Here is a 20,085-nt window from a genome sequence, read left to right as displayed (position 1 = left end):
ACGGACGGTATGTGCTTTTAGTTGAGGCGGATACGATTGAGTTTGAGAAGGGCGTTTCACCGATTGAGTTTCATCGGCCGGATGATTTGCATGAAATTATTGAGCGAATTAGTCGGAAAGGTGTTGGGGATTACTAAAACAATAATAGGGTTTTCTAAATACTAAAAGTGTTGGTATAACTGCGATTATAAGCATTTTTGCAACCACGAAATTAACATTTAAAAGAGTGTTTGTGACCAAAAATGTGACCACGGTTGTGACCACAAAATATTAAAAATTAAGGTCTTAAAGCTTGTATTTTAAGGTTTCCATTTAATCAAATTATCCCTCCAACTACTTCTTTATCAAAAAAGGAAAAGTTTCCTGTAAATTGATTTTGTTAAATAAAAAGAGAATACTTTTTTCAGTCACAGGTTAAAAAAACAATTTAAAAAGAAGTTCTTAATAGCAACCAAAATCACAACTAACTACCATGTAGCAAAGCAATCAAAAAAGCACCTGTTTGGATACAGGTGCTTTTTAAATGAAATTGTGTTTAATTGTTCAACTAATGACACCTTTTCTGAATGTATTGAGTTTAATAACCTATGTAATTAAGATTGTTTCATTTTTCTTTTGCGTAGATAATAACCCCCGACAATTCCAGTTGGTACTAATACTAAACCTCCAATTAGAATTTGTTTATTCCGCTCGTCCCGCCCTTCTTTTCCTTTTTCATAATATTGATGATATAAGTCTACTACAGCATTATTATTCTTAAATTCATCTGGTATCGATAGCTCATCACCGCTCTTACCAGCTTCAAACGCCTCTTCACGCAACTCTACAGCTTTTTTATTTGCTTCAAATCCGTTTTTATGTTGCTTTTGAAGATTAGAATATTCTTTATACTGGTCATCAGCCATATACTTTGTCATTTTAAACGCTAAATCATAACCTCGTTGGTATGCTTCATCTTCTTTTGCTTTATTTCCATTTTCAAACCCTCGCTTAAAGGATATCTTGTATAATTCGGGAACATCGTCAGGAATAGTAAAAGTCTGTTGATTATATCCTGCTTCATAGCCTTCTTTTTCATATGTTTCTTGTAATTGTTTAATCCTTTCATCCTCACCTTTTTTAAAGCCATCTTCAAATGCTTGTTTTATTTCGTCTACACTTGTGTATTTAGAAGGAATACTTATATCTTCCTGTGTTAAACCTTGTTGATATCCTTCTTCTTTTGCCTGTTCAGCTAGCTGTTTCAGTTGAACAACTTTTTTGTATCCAGCTTCATAGCCTTTATTCCAATATTCAGTTTGGGAGGAATTAGTTTGTGGATTTTGCTGAACTGCTTTATTTTCAAAATCTATTTTTCCTTGTTGGTATCCTGTTTTCTCTCCCGCTTGATAATCCTCTTCTTGTTGTTTTTGAATCTCTGCAGCTTTTTTTTCTTTGCCTTCCTTATATCCAGCTTCATAGCCCACTTCATACCAACTGTATTTATCGTTTGATAATTCAGAATATTCACCTTCATGAAAATCTACAAACACTTCACCGTTATACCCATTTTGATATCCAATATCATAACCTTCACTTTGTAATTCTTCGTAATGAACTTCTAGTTCTTCCTCAGTCATAACTGGAACATCATCCGTATAAATAGAGTCAGAGGAAGCACCACTTGAACCAGAAGATGAAGAACTATCCGCACCACCATGCCCATGATATTCACCATACTCTAATCCCCATTTTTCGCAATTGGTGCGACAAGTATGTTTTCCAAAACTATCAGTATTTCCTGGATGTGCTTTCACTTCTTGGCATATAAAAAATAATAAAATTGAAGTTGCCAAGACGATAAAATTTCTTTTCAATCTTTCCACCTTCTCCATAGTCTATGTTAAGTATGTCTATTGTACTTAATAAACCAAAGATTTAATGTCGAATCTTGTATAGGATTAAAATTATAGATAAATATGAACTATGCAGGTATGAATCAAAAGTATTCTCATTAGACTTTCTGAGACTTTTCATTCTAATTTAAGATTCTTTATTCTCTTCAACTTCAATTATATTTTTTTGGAGATTTGATAGGTTCGTATGGAAGGAATCGAAAAATTTGATGCTGTGGATTCGTAGCTACCTAGGTCGATTCCCCTATAAAAGTACCGGTATTTTGTGCTAATTATCCCCGTTGCATCATTACAATTGAATGAGACCGTATTAGGTGAGATTGTATAAACTACCTCACCTTTTCTATATCATTAATTGCAAATGAAAAGAGACCCCTTGGGGAGTCCCTTATTAACTCACTTGTTGATGCTCTTTGATTAACTTATCTAGGGTTGGTCTCGATACTCCTAGTTCTATAGCAAGCTGAGTCTTTGATACTTCTCGATTCATATACCGTTTATAATGCTTATCGAAATCTGGGATTGTTACCTCTTTTCGTCCTTTATACTTTCCTTCTGCTTTAGCTATGGCAATACCTTCACGCTGTCTTTCTAACATGTTCGCTCTTTCAAACTCATTGATTGCACCTAACATAGTTAGCATAAGTTTTCCATTCGGAGTTGAAGTGTCGATATTCTCTTTAATTGATACGAGTTGAACTCCTTTTGATTCTAATAGTTCGACTAGTTCCAACAAGTCTTTTGTGGAGCGTGCTAATCTTGAAAAGTCTGCAACATAGATTGTATCTCCTTCTCTAGCATAGTCTAACATCTCAAGTAGCTTCGGTCTGTCTGTATTTTTTGCTGAGACCTTCTCTTGATAAACCTTATCTATCCTGTACCGCTTCATTGCTTCAACTTGTCTTGCTTCGTTCTGTTCAACTGTTGATACTCTGATATATGCTATGTTCAAATTCATCGTTCCTTCCATAATCTTCCGATGAATTAATGTTAGCGCAATGTAAAATTAGAATCAAATACTTTGTTTACAAATTGTAAATTAATTATAAAATATATTCTAATTTTACAATACTACAATTCTGAACAACTGTAAATTTGAGCATGCTCTAGATTTACATATAGCTTATCGAAAACAACAGGAAAGAGTAGCACTATCTATTCCTTTGATATCACTCTAAAAAGGATAAGCCTCTTTTATCGATTATGACTGTCGAATAACATCAGTTTATTACTATTGAATTTATCACTTTACTGCACAAAATCGCACCTAAAATTTGAGTCGTGTCGGAAATTTACCGAATGCTTGTTTGTGGATGAGTGTGGTTTCTTCTCTCTTACTTATCCAATATAAGCATTTGTTCTCCTCCATTAAGTTAATCCTGATAATAGCTGTAAAGCTCCTTTAAGCTAATGTTAATTCCACTTCTGATAAGTCTTTCTCTCCTGCTATTGAATAGCTTATCTATTATTTCTTTCTTTTCCTCAAACAGTCCATGATGGATTTTCTTATGACAAACTAAACAAACTGAAACTATATTAGCATGGATGTCTATGCTGTTATTAAATTGCTCCTGATATTGCATTGGTATTAGATGATGAGCTTCTACATAATTCTTTCCATTAAACTTAGAAATGAAATGCTTATGCTGATTGTCAAACTCACATAAGTAGTCTGCATCAACTACTACCTCGCTTGCATATTTAGGATTTCTACTCCATACCTTTTTATTATTTACTGACCTGTGATTAGGTTTATCTTTTGGCTTATCCTCAATATTAGCTCTGCTAACATCAGCAGGATTTTCTGTAAGGTACTTTTCAAACTTCTGCTCCTCTTTAAATAGCTCAGCTTGTAACTCAGAGTCATAGGAATACTCAATGTATTTTTTAAAATGCTTTAAGGCTGTGCTGTACATTCTATGTCCCTTGTCATTCTTTTTTTTAAACTCAGGATTACTTAGGATTGTATCAATAAAGGCTGTATCAGGTAGATTAAATAAATTAATTCTCTGCAATCCAAAGTCTCCTAATTCTAATGATAGAGTTTCAATAGCTCTAGAATATCTTTTTATTGCATATGGTTTTAAATCAGTATAAGTTTTTAACCATTCAGCAAAAGTATCTTTATTCAAACCAATTACCTCATTCCCTGTATGCTATACATCAATATTAATGCAAAAAGAGAGCCACATCAGCTCTCATCTTTAATATATTGACCATTACATTTTTCTGCAAAGTATTCTCTGTAAAACTTCCTTAACATATAGCCAGTGTGCTCTCTTATATTATCAACTGGTACATCCATAGTCATTTTACATCCATGCTCACTGTCTTTATCTAAGAGTGGGAATGAGTTTGTAAAAAGACTATCATCAGATAAATTTTCCCCTTTATGCAAATACTTTGACCTTTTATCATAGTAATCAATAAACTCATTAGCTAATTGTTGATTAAGGTATTTTTGTGCTAGACTTTTTACCCTTTTAGAAATTTTGAATTTAGGCTGCCCACATTCTCTACATTTTTCCTCTTGGAATCCAATTAAGGTAATAACCTCTAAAGCTGACAGGTATAGAGTTGTTGCTATTTCTGTCTGAGAGCTTCCCTTTTTTTGAGCAGAATCTGACTCCATACTACCTATATTTATTTCAAATTTAACAGTTTCCCCCATAGACACCTTAGGTATAGGGTAATTATGTAATTGGGCATCATACTTTCTTGCAGTATGGTAATGGTAACAAGCCTTTAAGAATAGGGCTAAATCTTCATCTAACTTGTAACTGTTTGCTATGTAGTCTACAAAGTTTTTACCTGCCTCTGAAATAACAAGATAGTCATCCTTAACAGATAGTTCATCTATAAAGGCTGGTATTTGATATACTTCTTTAGGAGATATTTCAACTTGTTCTATACCAATATGATATTTATAATCCCTCCAAAAAGGAGCATTCGTTTCTACTGATAAAAAGTCCATTATCTGATTTAACTTAGGAAACATTTTGCTAGATACTTGACTTTTAATATGGGCAAAAATAGGGAAAGTGATTTCTGTCCCCTCATTTGTTGATACTTCTGTTATAAAACTACTACCTTTATAGCTTGACAGAGCATGATAAGAATTAATGCCTATCTTAACAAAAAACTTTTCATAGTTCTCTTTGTTTCTTCTTGCTTTTTTTACAGCTTGTTTAAGCCTTTGACCTAAAGGAGATATTAGCTCTAATTCCTTACTGTTGTCCTCATATTCAAAGAGTATTTTAACAATAGAGACATTGTCTTTGTATGTAATGCCAACACTTAAATGTGCAATACCTATATCCATGATTCCAAAGTGAATTTTCTGTTCCTTTTTATCTTTTCTAGGTGCATAGTAAATAAATTGACCTTTTCCAAAGTCTTTTTCAATTTCTGCCCAAAGACTTGCAAGAAAATCATTGGATTGTTCTATATCCTTAATCCCAATATCTAAATCCATCTCCACACTCTCCTCACTATTTAAAAGGCTAAACATTTTGATATTATTTAACTTCTTAAAATCAAACTACTTTAATCATTAGTATTAGTAACTTGGTGTAGAACAGTTGTTAGACGATTGTCTATTAAATTGCCTCTCAACTATAGCAGCATATGCCAATGGTCGACGCTCAATTTCTATTATTTTCTCCCTACTAAGTGCCGCACCAACTGCACCTAATAACCCGATAGTTGCACTTGCAGTATCTAGTTTACTATCTTCAGATATCCCTTTCACTAAACCTAGAGCTGGAGAGGCTATTGAACAAAATGTAGCAAAATTTATCATTCTCCATTTAAAAGATTTCATTCTATCTGAAATATATCTGATTTCATCCTCTGAATTTTCAGCAAACAACTTTATCCTTTCTTCAACTTGATATTCTGGAAGGAGTTCTAGATTAAGAATAAACTCTTCTACGTGTCTACGAAATCTCGCTAGCTCATCACAATGCTTCTCCTTAAACCGATAAATATCGTATGGGTCTTCAACAGAAGCAGGAACAGGTAATACTTTCTCAATTACTTTTGCCCGAAGTTGTTCTATGAATATTTCACGGGTGTTCTCCTTCTCTGTTTTAGGAAGGAAATAGGATAATTCATTATAACTATCAGTGAGAGGTGTATACTCTGTAATTGTTCCTAGTACTGTTGCAAGATATGTCATAAAATTAGATGCTGTATACCCCTCTACAGTGTACCACGCCCCTCTTCCTTTAGTTGCTAATCCTCTTTGTTCTAGCTTTTGTCCAAGACTTCTAAGCTTCCCCATATGTATCTCTGTTGTTGTTTTTATTACTCCATTCTGACCAATTAATCCCAGCTTTCCCAAATTAGAGATGGGTAGAAATACAGGATTATTATCAATAAAATCTATGAATGCCTCTTCAAAGTTTGGTATATTCCATAAATACTCCTCTGGTACTACCTGCTCAATCAACTTAGCCTCTACTAGTTTTCTCATATGCTCCCCTAGCAAGCTTGGTTCATCTAAAAATTCTAGAGGTACGATAGAACCTACCTTATCCCAATAAAACAATGACCCCATTAGCCATTGGCTTTTAGGAATAGAAATCGATGGAAAGTAAAGTATTTTATCCACTGCATTTTCTCCTTTCATTTCATAATTAATCTACCATTTTTATTCTCTGTTATTACAAAAAATCTTACTTTTTTCTATCATCAAATTTACATTGTCTAAAAAACATTCTCCCTATGCCATTTCATATACTGCTGTTGACCTTCATTCATACTAATATGCATAGTTTTATTAACATTTAAAAATAATCTTGTCCCTTCATCTAAGCCATCTGAAATTAGAATTGTTCCATCAGCATCAAAACTAATATAACCCTTATCAAACAATAAATCATGGTTAGGACATAATAACAAACCATTATTCACATCTAACCGTTCTTGATTATTAGATTGACTCCATGGCTTAATATGACTTGCTACAAGAAACCGTTCATCTGAGACACCACATAACTTACATTTCTTTTCCGTATCTAAAAGAGCCTTTTTAAACGTCGATTGACCTATTCTACTTTTAATGACTTGTTCTCTTTCAGTCTCTGTTACTTCAACTGTATCTTTTACTGCTGTGACAATTGATTCTAATTCAATATACTCTTCTGATGCAGACTCCACCACTCGGTCTAAATCAACGTTATCTCGTTGTTCATATCTTTGAAGAGATTGAATAACTAAACTAAATTCAGAATCATGCTGTTCTAATAGATTTATAGCTTCATCTATACTTAAATCTTCACACATCCATTTATGTTTATCATTTAATCCGATATAATTCAGTAATGCCAACGCATGAGACCCACGACTAACTTTAGGATTTAACTCTAGTATATGTTCATCAAGCCATTCGTAGGAGCGTTGGCGTGAATGAAAAAGAAATTCATAAACAATTTCGTCTATTACCCAATCCTCATATGTAATATCTGAAATTTCAACTATTGTAAAGCCTAGACTTTCCAATAATACCCTAGGGTGAATTGCATTAGCATTGTAGGAAGGTAGGTACTCCTCATCGTCTGCAAATTCCCTTGCAACTAATAATACGTAATTAGGTGGATAAAAGTTATTTTCATGAATTAGATGATACCTTTTTGAACGTTTTCTCCAAGGCATTCCTTCCTTTCCTATCTTTTGAATAGCTTTTATAACATGCCCTCTTCCGATATATGGGTCTTTTGACATTTCATATCCCTCACACTTGATACTGATATTATTTCATGTTTTCTATGTAATACATTGACTGCTCTTCCATGGCTTTTCCCTGAAATGGAATATTGCAGATAATACAAACCAGTCATCATAATCTTTCTGTTCAATAAATTTAACAGCTTTCTTAAACAAAGTTGACTCTTGGTACATCTCTCTAGCACTGCATGGATAATCGGCTTTTAATTTAGTACAACTTACTAATGCTATCTTCATAAGGGAAGTACTCCTTTTAAAATTATATAGGAAAATCATACCATATTGGTAAAAAAAGAGCATCACTCTTGATGCTACTCATAAAACTTTGCAATGTGCATGTACCAATAGCATCGTTGGAGGCGAGAGTAGGATTCTTTAGCCAAACAGCTAGTTATTTATTGTGGAACGAAGTAACACCTAGAAGTTACTCAGTGGTACTGTAAGAAGAGAGGGATACCTCCCCCCACGCAAGCGATGCGGAGGAATGTGGATTTGCGTTAAGCGATACGAAGCTTACATAGCACCATCAGATTGAATCCTGAGATTCACTACCTAGAAGCCTTGTAACTTCTGTTGAGCAAATCTAAGCGTCTGCAGGAGTATGCTTTATGATTCTCTGAGCATCAAATCAACTTTATAATTAGAACAAAAAGGACTTGGAGAGTATCCAAGTCCTTTAAGATTTGTTATTCAACTCTTGCATCCATTAGTTTAACAACTATTTTTCTTTTGTAAAAAAGAACCCTGTTCCATTCTCTTGTGGTACAAATCCCTCTTTAACGGACATATTTTCTATCATGTTTTGTTCTTCAACAGATATTACTGTGGTAATATCTGTTTGTTTTGAAGTAACTAGGATGTCTTTTATAACCTCTGCAAGGACATCTACGGTTCTATATTCCTCCTGCAACGTGTTTTCGACTCCACCTATTTCTAACAAGACTGAGTTATCCAAAACATCTTGATTGTAAGTATTTTGTTTTTGTGGATTGTCTTTAACAATTACTCCTCTTGATAAGCTAGGATATTTTTCTTCAATTTTACTATGGAGGAGTTGGGCAAACTTTAAATTTCCCTCATAATTTACACTTGAACTAGATACAGTGAATGCAATCCTTGGGAAATCTTTTCCATTCATTTTAATGGTTGTATCACTTCTTTTTCGTGAATCTCTGTGTATATCAAATACCATTTTAATATTTTTATTTTCATCTATGGCATCTTCTAGTGGCTCTCTTGAAATTTTATAAGCTTCACCAAATGATAAGCCTTGTTCATTTAGAATTTCCATTATATTGGTTTTATCATGGATTGAATTAATGCCTTTTTCTTGTAATGATTGTTTTAATCTTTCACCAACTAATGTTATGTTTTTGGTTTCGTGAAGTGCTTTGTTAGGTTCCTTCACTTTAGCTTCTGTTAAAAATGACTCTGTATTATGTGATTGGTATATATAAACTAAAGGTTCTTGTTCATTAACTGAAGTTGACGAATTTCTTTCACCAAAGGAGTTAAGATTATTCGTAAGTATATCTATTCCTCCATAAAAGAAAAACCACGAAATAACGATGGCACAGATTGCAATGTTGGTTGAAGCAAAAGAGAATTGTTTAATTCTACTTTTTCTATTTAGTTTCCTTGCACTTTGTCTAAGTTTATTAGAAGTAGATGATACAAACTCCTCTCTAGGGTTGAGGGGATATGCTTCTTTAATGAGGTTAAACAAATCCTTATCAGTTTGCATTTCCAATAACCTCCTCTGCATTTATGTTCAATTTCTTCTTAAGTTCTTTTAAGGCTCTATGATAATCCACCTTTACCTTTGACTCACTACATTGAAGTATTTCAGATGTCTCTCTTATTGAAAATTCGTTTATACCTCTTAGTATTACTACTGCCCTATAGTTTGGTTTTAACTTTGAAATTGCTGAGTGAACTAGCTTTTTCATTTCATTTTGTTCAATTAATTCAGTGGGTTCTTTTTCAGTTGAAACGATTTGTTTAAAAAATCCATCCTTTATGAGGGAAGAAAATCTTTTTTTACGATAGTGGTCAATAGCAACGTGCTTAGCAATTGAAAAAATCCATGTTTTTAAGTTGATGATACTGTTAATGTTAGAGAAGTTATTGAGGACACGAATAAACACTTCTTGTGTTAAATCCTCTGCATCATTTTGATTTCCAGAAAAACATACAAGGAATCGATACACGTCCAAATAATGGTGATTATAAATTTCAACAATCTTTTCCTCTAACTTCTGATTGTCAATCAAATCGTTCCCCCCTTTTTGTTTACATATATTAATCGTTTGAGCCTATGTAAAGGTTACAAGTATTTATTTTCTTGATGAACTGATTAACTTTGTCAAAAAGACAGACCTAATCAACTGTCTTATTTACACACAACCTTTAACAAATTTCTCGAAACTAAACCTTTTTCCTCTATTTTTGTGTTCTTTAATCACAAAATCCCTGTAAAGTGCAAACGAACAAAAATAGATTATCTATTAAGCTAGATATTAAAATCAAAGGTAGTGGGGGATGAGAGGGAGCGAAAAGTAGAAAGGGGCATCACCCCTAACGAGAGAGTAGTACATTGTAATATTGATATGCAAGAGTATCATCAAAAGGGTAGGCGTAACTGCTCAACTTGGACACCAGATTGTGGATTGTGTTTGTGTGTATCTAAATCTAAGTAACTACATAAGCTACCACGAGCCATTCTGAGCGTCTGTAGACGGTGTTATTTATGGATTCTCTAACCTCAAATCGCTTCGTGACACACTAAAAAGAACTTGGTTGGTTTCCAAGTTCTTTTCAGTGTTGTTTAACTATTGCTACCTTCAATAAAAAGACTTCATTCTGAGGTCATCTATCTGCTGGAAAAGCTGATTCTTTTTTTGTTTCTTGGACCTTTTGGGTACTAAGGACAAAACTAATGATTGCTGCAATGCTACAAACATACGGAAGGAAAGGGTATCCCCAATTAGATATGACATAACCACCAATCATTGAACCAATGGTAATACCAATATACAGAGCCGTATTATTCCACGCCATAACAATTCCTCGTTCCTTTGGATATTCGATTGCTAATCGTGCTTGGTATGATGTAAATCCTGCATACCCAACCAATGCCCATATGAACAGAAAGAAATAAATCCAATCGCCAGATGAGAAGAAGATTCCTAAACAAACGAGTATTACAGTCAAAAAAATTAGCGTAGCTTTCGAAATCTTCCTTGCTCCAAACCTATCTGTAAATTGTCCACTTATAAGACTTCCTAAAACAGCACCAATACCATAAAAAGTAACAGCTAATGCGATTTCTGATGATGAGAATCTATTTTCGGAATAAAGAGCCGCACCTAAGTAAACATAAAGAGCATACATTGAAATCGCCCAAATGGTGGTAACACTTACCGAACCAAGTATTCTTAGCAGATTTCCTTCTAATAGATTTCTTGTAAAATCACTTTTAGGAACATATTTCCACGTTTTGAAATTTACTACTGCCAATATAATCCCTATAATAGCCATTACAACAAATACTGAACGCCAACCAAGAAAATGCTCTAGTAATGTACCGACTGGTGCTCCTGCCCAAAGAGCTGTTAAATGTCCTGAAATAACAATAGAAAGCCAAGTTCCCCTCCGATTTGATGGTGCAATATCCCCGATAATGGCATAAATCAATGGGGTAATCGCAGCAACCGACAAACCAGCTAAAATACGACTAATGATTAACCAGGTAAAAGAAGATGAAAAAGCAGTTAAGATATTAGAGAAGGAAAATAACAATAACCCAAACGTAATAAAAATCCCTCTTCCATTTTTATCTGAAGCCCAACCAAAGAAAGGTGCTACAATAGCATATGTTACAGCAAAAACAGTTACCATCCATCCTGTCATCGCTGAACTAACATTATACGCTTCCGAAATGAACGGTAGTAACGGAGACACTACAAATAAATCAGTACCCATTAGAAACAAAGTTATCCAACCAACACTTAAACTTACTCTCCCTTGCGAGTCCATTACATCCCCCTTTTACACTTATTGTTATATGTATATTCTTTAGAGTCATAAAAAGGACTTCTTGTTCAGTAAACTCCCGTTAGTGGAACAACAAAAAGGGCTGCCGCAGCAACCCTGAATCTTCAACTCTAGCACCCATTTAGTTTAATAAGGAACACTTCCAAAATACTGGATTATCGTAGCATACTCTCCAATTTGTCCTTCACTAGCACCCATTCTTGGTCGATTATACTGTAAAAAACAGAGTCTCTTAGATAACCGTCAGGCATAACCACATGATTCCGAAGCACTCCTTCTTTTACCGCACCCAGCCGTTCCATTGCCTGCTGAGACCGCACATTTCGACTATCTGTTTTCAACTGAACACGAATCGTCCCAAGTGTCTCAAAGCAGTGTTTCAAAAGAAGATACTTACATTCTGTATTTATTCTAGTTCGCCAAACAGTTGGAGACAGCCATGTCCAACCAATTTCCAAGTTACGGTTTGGTATGGATATATTAAGAAAACGAGTGCTTCCCACAATTTCCCCCGAATCCTTATCGAAGATAACAAAAGGAAATTCGCTTCCTTGCTCTCTCGCTTGAAGTGCTCCATTCACAAGGTACTTCATATCTTCAATGGATTGAACCTTCATTGGCATGTATGCCCATATATCTGGATTGTTTCCCGCATCAAATAATTCCTGTACGTGATAATCTTCCATAGGTTGTATCTTTACTCTATCTCCTATTAATACTACTGGTTTTATCTCCATAATTCTTCTCTCCTTTTCTTCTTTGGTAGAATTATATACACAAACTGTCCAGTATTAAAGTGTCAGTTGTTTATTTTTTATCAGGGTGAGATAAAAGAGGGAGGTTAAGCAACTCTTCTTCCACTAATCTGCCACATTACTTTAAGTACATTCTTTCACAAACTCTCAATCAATTTTACTTACTGTTAAACACAATAAAAGAAGAATATTATTAATATGTGTAAAGATGCCGTGAAATTGACTATTGTTCAATCATCCGTTCTAATATACAAAAAAAGGATAACTCAAATCTAAAGTCATCCCTTGCCTACACTTGCTTCAGAACCACCCTTTGAATAATGCATTGATATCATCACCAGTTGTTTGATTAATGCACCCGTTAGCCATCCATGCAGCAGAAAAATCGTCGCTGCACCACAGAGAATGAAAGTAGGGTTTTTGTGGTCATACTGATATTGGCGACATGAGGTTTAATTTACGGCTCAGTTTAAAAAATTTTAAATTGCTGGGTCTACTTTAGTATTGCCATTTTTAGATTTTCACTGTTTTATACTTTCATGGTAGTGAAACAACAGCTTTAACACTAAAACCATTCCTTATTCATTTCTTTTAGAAACAATTCTGTGATGGAAAACCCAGAACTCTCCCCAATTACAGAATCAATTCCACAATAAGGACAAACTGCTGTGTCATCGTCGTCCCACCATTCATCAATTTCATTGGGATTAAATATTTTCAAACAATAAAAGCATCCACATATAGCATCATTTTCTAAGTCTTTTCTATTATGCCTACAAAAACGATGTGCTTTTTCAAATTGTTTCTCCAACAATATTTCTCCCCTTCTCTAGTCATCTTTTGACTGAATTTTACCATATACAACCATCATTTTGATGGAATTCTTGTTCAACTAACCTGCCATTTAGCTTATGTACATTCCTTCACAAACAATAAAAGATTAGTTATAGTTAGTTTGTTTATGCTGCCGTTCCAATCCTATGTTCAAGCATCCGCTCCAATATACAAAAAAGAAGAGCCTCAATTAAGAGACTCCTTCAAAGTGTTTTTTATTGTATAGCCTTTTATGTTATACAATTCGAATAGCTGTCCCATCCGCTCCATATACAGATTCTGAAGGTGCAACCTCTTAACGCCTAGGTCATACCCTGCAATGATATCCTCCAGTTCCTGCTGTGTGTAGAAGAATCTAATCCATTTTTCCTCTTCTGTAGTGGCAAACGTAATTTTCTGCTCCTTGTATTCCTTAAGCTTCTGCTTGTGGCGTTTCTCAACCTTCTTCATGATATTAACTTTACGCTTAAGGACATAGTCCGCTTCATTTTCATTGATGAATAGGTCTTTATTAGTCACATATGCTTCTAAAGCATCGGCACAATATGTTTCAAGATATCGCTGTACTGCTTTACTTGAAGCCTTTAATATCACTGCGTATTCTTTCCAGTAATACTTGATTCCTAATTTATTTCCATTTTCGTCCTTAACTTCAGCTAATGCCTCTTTCCATTCACGTTTGAAGTTTTTAACCTTTTTAGCATTTCCATGTGCAGTTAGATTGAATTCAACAACATCATGTTTCTCCATTAAATCCCGTCTAGTCTTTTCAATTTTCTTCATTATTTCGGGATTGATATCGACCTTTCCATCTTTACAATACCCTTTCCAGTTCTCATAAAATAAGATGATACCACATTTCTTCATATGCTCTAAGGTCTTAGCCAATTGTCCATATATCTCAAGGCAGTACTGTGTAAACTCATCTAATAGTTTCGTTTGGTCTTCATCAATGATTCCAAGCTCAACTGCTATGTTAATATGCTTCTGATATTTCTTACTATTGTGTCTTGAACGTAATAAGTCATATTCAAGTTCTGTAATTAGTCCAAATTCAATTGCCCATTTCCCTAGGCTCATACTTGCTTGGTTCGTCATATCGTATTCTAAATGAGTTGCTACAATAATATCCATTGGGATTCTATGCTCAACTTGTTGACGACCGCTTCTTACACGACCGTCTTTCTTCATAGCTTTATCTTCAAGTTTTCCACTGCATTTGATTTTCCGTTTCGAGCCTCTGCCTTCTTCTTTGACGGATTCCCAATCTTGCTCAACACGTTTGATTATTGAACCAAATGAACGTCTGTTTAGATTCCCATTCTTTTTGAATGATTCCTTTTGAACCTCTGTTCCATACTCCTCAACTAACTCTGCTAAAGTAAATACTTTTTCCACTATACATCTTCCTTTTCAATAGAGGTGGTGTAATCATTTAGATACACCACATTTAATTCACTCCTTTCATAGTTTAGTTGTGTTTTTACTAATAATTTAGCCCCCTTAAAATCGTGCAACTTTTGTCGTAATATAAGAAGGGTATATATATTTATATTATGTCAAAAGTTGCACGATATTTTCCATCCTTATAAACCTTGATATTACAAGTGCTTAAGATATTATGCTGCAGTATGAGCTTGATAGGGTCGTCACCTTTAGGTGGCGAAGTGACCGCAGGGAGCGTCCCAAACAACGACCGTAGGGAGGCGTAGCAGTGAGCGAAGCGAATGCCCTTTATTCTATCACACTCAAACTCTACTGTTGAAGCAACACACTAAATCGCTTTAATCCCTTCAATATCAGTGGTTTGAGCATGATTTATGAGTTTTACTTGTAATAATTAACATATTGTGTTTGTTAAAAACCCTTTAACATTTACACCCGCACGGCTATTTATTAATTAGTAATACATCTGTTATTAGCCGCTCCTTAGAAAACACAAAAAAGGAGAGAATCTGATGCTCCTCACCTCGTTAGAAAGCACACTTCACCCTGTCCAATTTAGGCATAAGATTAGCCTAATCCTATGAGAATGACATAGGAAAAATAGAACAGTATAAGTGTGCCTCTATATGAGACGGTTGCATCAGATTCACTCCTTACATAGTTTATTTGTTTGATGATATATTCATTTTCAATAGTTATGTCTAACATAATAATACTATCAATATTGTAATGCAATAGATTAGTCCATTGTTCTTCTTGGAAATATTTTGAACGTTCTATTGACGTGGAAAAGGAATAATGTATACACGTTTCGAGGTTTACTTTAGGAATACTCGTTGTTGAGGTATTTTTATTGGGTGAAAAGCAGCAAATGTCCCTCTCAAATTGGTTTATACACCGTTTTGGTGTGAGGCGGGGTGCTTCCTCTCTAATACAAAAGGTGTATGTATGTGAAAAAAGTCCATAAAAAGCTTTCATAAAAAGAAAAAGGAGTAATTACAATTAGCAATTACTCCTAGTGCTTCTGCTTATTCATTTGTAACAATTGGTACTTCTATTCGGTCTCTTGCCACACATACTCTATTTTTAACAATGTAGCATTCAACGAAATGCTCTCCTCTGAAGCTAGTTCTTTCACTATGTGTTTCAGAGTTTGTCTTCACGATTTGCCCTCTGATACAATTTCTTCTTTTCGCTTCATCACCGCTATTTTTCACTTTCCAATAAACCTGATATGGTTTTGGAACATTATGATGTTGAATGTAAAAATCCAATTGTCGGCTACTTGGCAAATGTACTCTCTTTCGTAGCATCTCATTCAAAAACATGGTTCTCCATCCATCGTGAGTGACTTTGCATTCCAAAGACAAAGAGTATTGAATTTTTAAAGGAAATATATACTCCATAAACTCTTCCGTTTCATCATACAAGACATCTTTTGTGGTGCTATAAGATTTTGCAACCACCGCATTGGTTTCTTTGGCTTGTTCCCATTGTTCTTCCCAATAACTGTGATTGAAGAAATCTTTCCATGCTTCAATCGCTTGCCTTAGTGTACAATCTTCCTCGGATAAAACATCTAATTTATTTAAATAGGTGGTTAATCGAGATTCTAACCTTTCAAGACGCACATCGTCTTTTTTGATTAATTTGAGGCTTTGCTCTTGGTCAGCAGGATTATTTACCTCTTTGTTGAGGATTAATCTGTCCCGTACGGACTTTAAGGTTTCATAAAACATTTTATCTATTCGTTCGTCCGACTGAAAACACTCATTTACCAAAACGGACTGAACAAGTCCTCCAGGCATCACCCAATCGTTTCTTGATTTACAAAACATCTTCAGAAGTCTTGCCACGACCCGTAGCTTATAATTCTTGCTTTTGTTTTCATCAATAAACCATTTGGTAATAGCTCTTGGGTCTCTTGTCCTCCATTGACTTCCGCAATGCTCATATTGATACTCGCCATTTTCATTAGTAAATCTTCGATAAATTGCAAAATCAACATGATATCCTTCCGCATAAACAATTCTCACGCAGTTTGTTTTTGCTTCAGGTTCTACATTGAATTGCTTACATTTTTTCTTTAGTGCATTTGCCACCATATTTTTTACGGCAATTGTTCCATCTAGAACATTGCCTTTATCAAAGACAATAGCCACATCAATATCGTAGTCATTGCTTTCGTTTTGCGTGACCGTAGACATGGCAACACTTCCTTGAACCACTGTCTCTACAATTTGATAATTCGTTTTGTTCTCCTCATTGTAATCCTTCAGTCCCTCTTTCAATCTATCAATATTTAGATTTTTGAGGCGGAACAATCGTTTTTTTTGCTCTTTAGGCAAAACAACGTGGTTCTTGTAAAAGCTATTAAATTTATTGCTCACATCGTACATTTATGTCCCCCCTACGCTTGAATAAGTTTTCCTTTCTCTTTTCCATTGATGACCAAGCCCCAAGAATATTTTTTCGGTTGTTGCATGTCAAAGAAGTAACAAATGACTTGTACCATTCTTCTATCATCCACTTTCTTTCCAATTTCTAATGCCAAACAACTTTGACTCGAACAAGCGAAGTGAATGTTCTTTAAATGAGGTATTTGCCTTCCAAGCTCTTCAATGGTTTCTACAACTTTGTTGGCATAGTCCATCAATTGTTCTTTAAATTGAATCTTATTATCTTCAGGATTATCTACGGATAGCCTAACCACATCCATCCCAGCGAATTGCGTTAAATGGGCATCAGGAATTTCAGTTGTGATGGACACAGCCACTACGATTTCTTCCGATGAATGATTCAGATTATTCAAGTTTCCTTGTAGCTCTAAAGGTGGATAATTGGTTCCTGATTTTAGCTCATAAAATTTCTCGGTTGTTTTTTTATCAAATTCAAAGTAGTGGTCAATCTTTTCCTTTTTTAAATACGTTCCAGATAATGCGACAAAAGGTATCGGTGCGATTCCTGTATAACCCCTCTTAAATTCTTTACTTTCATCTTTGAAAGATGTGGTCTTGTCTTTAATAACTTGAGCAATTTGCTTTGCCAGTGTCGGCTTCATATCCTTACTAAAAATTCGGATAAAATCTATTTCTCTTTCTTTAAATTCAAATTTTCCCAAGTCCAAGTCACGATTATGTCCTTCAATTCGTTTGTCCTGATAGGCATTGATGTTTAAGATATAAATTTTGTTTTTGATGTAGTGCCAAAAATAAATGCCAAAAGCCAACAATGCTATCCCGATTAACAATTGAAGGAGATTAGGTTCTGACATCTCTTTTGTAATATTGATAGATTCTTGTGCTGTTTGGCTATTTTTGAGAATGGCAAGAATTTGTATGATTTTATCCCAAACGGACCCAAAGGAGCCTACAATTAATGAAAGTCCCGCTGTAACCAAAACAGCAGCTACTCCCAGCTCTTTATTTTGATTAGCAAAGTGCCTTACTGTAAAATAGCCTCCTATTAGAATAATGACTCCTGCAATTATCCAATATATCAATCTCTGTCTCCCCCTAGATTTTCTCTTTTTTAGAAACGAACAAAGTCGCATCTTTCATCATACAAAAATTGGATTTTTTTTGCAACAAAGTTACTATTTTCATATTTTCCCCTGTTATGTAATAAAGAAAGGGTCCTTAATTAAGATAAACAACATAGGAAGTTCCTATGAAACTACCACCAATAACGGAGAGATGGAGGATAAAGTTAACCTAGCTTTTACAAAAAGAAAGAGAGCAGTTCTTTATATTGTCTCGTGTCGGTTATTTTGCAAACCGTATTGCATGCGTTGACCTACTAGGTAATCACTTGATACAACACAGGCTGTGCGATATGTGAAAATAAGCCCCCACTACATACAATATAGTAAGGGTTCAGTTCCCCCATCTCCGTACTCTACATTCTCATGTTAGTGCTACAACAACTCAAAATATATTAGTAAATTTACTACTTTCTAACCCTTACCCCAGACTTATGATAAAATAAGTATATAAATGGAATCCTTTCAACAAGCCTACGACCTAAGGGAGGTCTTAGTGCTATGAAAGGCAGCATTACTAAAAATAAAAGGACAGGTAAATGGGATTTTGTTTTCGACGGTGGAACAGACCCTTTAACTGGTAAACGTAAACAAATTAAACGTAGAGGCTTTGAATCCAAACGTCATGCCATGGATGAAATGACCAAGATAAAGGCTGAAATTTTAGAAAATGAGTTTCTCGATTTGACACAGATATCCTACTCCAAGTACATGGAAGAATGGTTTCAAGAAAGAAAAAGCCGTCTACAGAAATCCACCTTTGAGACTCACTCCATCTTTTATAGGAACGTCATAAAACCGAAACTCGGTCATCTTAAATTACAGCAAATTGCTCCTATGCAAATTCAAAAATTTATTAACGATTTAGTTAATGATACGTCTTATTCAGAACATACTGTCCATCTTATCTTTCGAATTGTCAGTTCATCTCTTAAGAAGGCTAAAGTCTTAAAGCTTATTAAAGACAATCCTACTGAAGGAATCACACTTCCAAAGGTAAAGAGAAAAGAAATAAGTGTTTGGTCTCTTGAACAGGTGAATTTCTTTATCAAGGAAGCTAAAAAGATAAAGCGACTGACTCGCTGCCATATCGGATTTCTCATAGCAATCTATACAGGAATGCGACAAGGAGAAATACTTGGACTAAGATGGAAAGATATTGACTTTGAGCAACATACTATCTTTGTAAGGCAGACGCTCACTCAGAATGCAGAGATTAAGGCAGGAGCAAAGAACGAGGCTAGCATTCGTTCCATACACATTCCAGACAAGCTAGTTAATGAGTTGAAAATCTATAGGAAACAGGTAGTACAGGAAAAGTTGGTTCACGGGCAAAGTTACAATGACAACGACCTTGTTGTGTGTACAAGGGCTGGCAAGCCCATGATACCTAGAAACTTCCGCAAAGAGTTTTATAATCTAATAGAGAAAATCGACTTGCCTAAAATACGCTTTCACGACCTTAGACATACACATGCTACGATACTCATTCAACAAAATGTAAATGTGAAGCTTATCTCAGAGCGGCTAGGTCATGCAGATATTGAAACAACTCTAAATACTTATAGTCATGTCCTACCAGATATGCAGAAATCCGTCTCGGATAAATTGGACAAAATCATTGGAATGTGACCAAATGTGTGACCACTATACATTCACAGTACTTTAAATACAGTCATATCAATGTTTCAGCTACCTTTGACCCCTACATGCCTGAAGAAGGAATGGTGGAAACAGGCGAATTAAAAATCCACCAATCCTCACATGCTCGCTACTTTGAGGATTTCTTAAAGTTTGTCGAATACGGAGAATCGATGCCTGAGATATT

General features: G+C 34.9%; 17 protein-coding genes and 1 pseudogene. 3 read left to right on the top strand and 15 right to left on the bottom strand.

Going from position 1 to position 20,085, the window contains the following annotated elements; all coding sequences use genetic code 11:
- The coding region (locus tag K9V48_RS23145) for a DUF3900 domain-containing protein (RefSeq protein WP_224141481.1) at positions 1-137 on the top strand (137 nt) is incomplete at its 5' end.
- A gap of 456 nt (positions 138-593) precedes the next feature.
- On the opposite strand, the gene K9V48_RS23140 is transcribed toward K9V48_RS23145, so the two are convergent.
- From K9V48_RS23140 to K9V48_RS23070, 15 genes are all read right to left on the bottom strand, one after another.
- A complete protein-coding gene (locus K9V48_RS23140) occupies positions 594-1,856 on the bottom strand; it encodes a FliH/SctL family protein (RefSeq protein ID WP_224141480.1) in 1,263 nt (420 codons plus the stop codon).
- Positions 1,857-2,286: 430 nt separating this feature from the next.
- Entirely contained in the window at positions 2,287-2,853 is a 567-nt protein-coding gene (locus K9V48_RS23135) for a recombinase family protein (protein ID WP_224141479.1), read from the bottom strand.
- 415 nt (positions 2,854-3,268) lie between these two features.
- On the bottom strand, positions 3,269-4,027 hold the full coding sequence (locus K9V48_RS23130; RefSeq protein WP_224141478.1) for an HNH endonuclease: 759 nt from the start codon (positions 4,025-4,027) through the stop codon (positions 3,269-3,271).
- A gap of 59 nt (positions 4,028-4,086) precedes the next feature.
- The gene (locus K9V48_RS23125; RefSeq protein WP_224141477.1) at positions 4,087-5,370 is read right to left on the bottom strand and encodes a hypothetical protein; all 1,284 of its coding nucleotides are present in this window, start codon (positions 5,368-5,370) and stop codon (positions 4,087-4,089) included.
- An 84-nt stretch (positions 5,371-5,454) separates the two neighbouring features.
- On the bottom strand, positions 5,455-6,510 hold the full coding sequence (locus K9V48_RS23120) for a DUF6236 family protein (RefSeq protein WP_224141476.1): 1,056 nt from the start codon (positions 6,508-6,510) through the stop codon (positions 5,455-5,457).
- A 95-nt stretch (positions 6,511-6,605) separates the two neighbouring features.
- Complete coding sequence (locus K9V48_RS23115) at positions 6,606-7,622, bottom strand: HNH endonuclease (protein WP_224141475.1); 1,017 nt, start codon at positions 7,620-7,622, stop codon at positions 6,606-6,608.
- Between the two features lie 42 nt (positions 7,623-7,664).
- A complete protein-coding gene (locus K9V48_RS23110) occupies positions 7,665-7,862 on the bottom strand; it encodes a DUF6884 domain-containing protein (protein WP_224141474.1) in 198 nt (65 codons plus the stop codon).
- 481 nt (positions 7,863-8,343) lie between these two features.
- On the bottom strand, positions 8,344-9,369 hold the full coding sequence (spoIIP, locus tag K9V48_RS23105) for a stage II sporulation protein P (RefSeq protein ID WP_224141473.1): 1,026 nt from the start codon (positions 9,367-9,369) through the stop codon (positions 8,344-8,346).
- Positions 9,359-9,898 carry an RNA polymerase sigma factor gene (locus K9V48_RS23100; RefSeq protein WP_224141472.1) on the bottom strand — a complete coding sequence of 180 codons (540 nt, stop codon included), beginning with the start codon at positions 9,896-9,898 and terminating at the stop codon, positions 9,359-9,361. The genes spoIIP and K9V48_RS23100 overlap by 11 nt, the downstream gene beginning before the upstream one ends.
- A 595-nt stretch (positions 9,899-10,493) precedes the next feature.
- On the bottom strand, positions 10,494-11,663 hold the full coding sequence (locus tag K9V48_RS23095) for an MFS transporter (protein WP_224141471.1): 1,170 nt from the start codon (positions 11,661-11,663) through the stop codon (positions 10,494-10,496).
- Between the two features lie 173 nt (positions 11,664-11,836).
- Positions 11,837-12,418 carry a GNAT family N-acetyltransferase gene (locus K9V48_RS23090; RefSeq protein WP_224141470.1) on the bottom strand — a complete coding sequence of 194 codons (582 nt, stop codon included), beginning with the start codon at positions 12,416-12,418 and terminating at the stop codon, positions 11,837-11,839.
- Between the two features lie 583 nt (positions 12,419-13,001).
- Entirely contained in the window at positions 13,002-13,247 is a 246-nt protein-coding gene (locus K9V48_RS23085; protein WP_224141469.1) for a cytoplasmic protein, read from the bottom strand.
- A 209-nt stretch (positions 13,248-13,456) separates the two neighbouring features.
- Positions 13,457-14,668, bottom strand: a complete 1,212-nt coding sequence (locus K9V48_RS23080; RefSeq protein ID WP_224141468.1) for a hypothetical protein — start codon at positions 14,666-14,668, stop codon at positions 13,457-13,459.
- A gap of 1,076 nt (positions 14,669-15,744) precedes the next feature.
- Complete coding sequence (locus K9V48_RS23075) at positions 15,745-17,115, bottom strand: nucleotide-binding domain-containing protein (RefSeq protein WP_224141467.1); 1,371 nt, start codon at positions 17,113-17,115, stop codon at positions 15,745-15,747.
- 11 nt (positions 17,116-17,126) lie between these two features.
- Positions 17,127-18,218: an SAVED domain-containing protein gene (locus tag K9V48_RS23070; protein ID WP_224141466.1), complete on the bottom strand. Its 1,092-nt coding sequence runs from the start codon at positions 18,216-18,218 to the stop codon at positions 17,127-17,129.
- 540 nt (positions 18,219-18,758) lie between these two features.
- Here K9V48_RS23070 and K9V48_RS23065 point away from each other — a divergent pair.
- Positions 18,759-19,889, top strand: a complete 1,131-nt coding sequence (locus tag K9V48_RS23065; protein WP_224141465.1) for a site-specific integrase — start codon at positions 18,759-18,761, stop codon at positions 19,887-19,889.
- Positions 19,890-19,957: 68 nt separating this feature from the next.
- Positions 19,958-20,085: pseudogene (locus tag K9V48_RS23060) on the top strand (DUF3900 domain-containing protein); the annotation flags it as partial.

It is taken from the genome of Metabacillus rhizolycopersici (genome assembly GCF_020075705.1).
Note: the sequence above shows the minus strand (reverse complement) of the source record. Positions and strands in the feature narration are given on the sequence as shown.

Coding starts and splice junctions, on each gene's coding strand:
- K9V48_RS23090 (WP_224141470.1), bottom strand. CDS start 12,418: ATGGAGATAAAACCAGTAGTATTAATAGGAGATAGAGTAAAGATACAA.
- K9V48_RS23135 (WP_224141479.1), bottom strand. CDS start 2,853: ATGAATTTGAACATAGCATATATCAGAGTATCAACAGTTGAACAGAAC.
- spoIIP (WP_224141473.1), bottom strand. CDS start 9,369: ATGCAAACTGATAAGGATTTGTTTAACCTCATTAAAGAAGCATATCCC.
- K9V48_RS23110 (WP_224141474.1), bottom strand. CDS start 7,862: ATGAAGATAGCATTAGTAAGTTGTACTAAATTAAAAGCCGATTATCCA.
- K9V48_RS23125 (WP_224141477.1), bottom strand. CDS start 5,370: ATGGATTTAGATATTGGGATTAAGGATATAGAACAATCCAATGATTTT.
- K9V48_RS23115 (WP_224141475.1), bottom strand. CDS start 7,622: ATGTCAAAAGACCCATATATCGGAAGAGGGCATGTTATAAAAGCTATT.
- K9V48_RS23095 (WP_224141471.1), bottom strand. CDS start 11,663: ATGGACTCGCAAGGGAGAGTAAGTTTAAGTGTTGGTTGGATAACTTTG.
- K9V48_RS23065 (WP_224141465.1), top strand. CDS start 18,759: ATGAAAGGCAGCATTACTAAAAATAAAAGGACAGGTAAATGGGATTTT.
- K9V48_RS23075 (WP_224141467.1), bottom strand. CDS start 17,115: ATGTACGATGTGAGCAATAAATTTAATAGCTTTTACAAGAACCACGTT.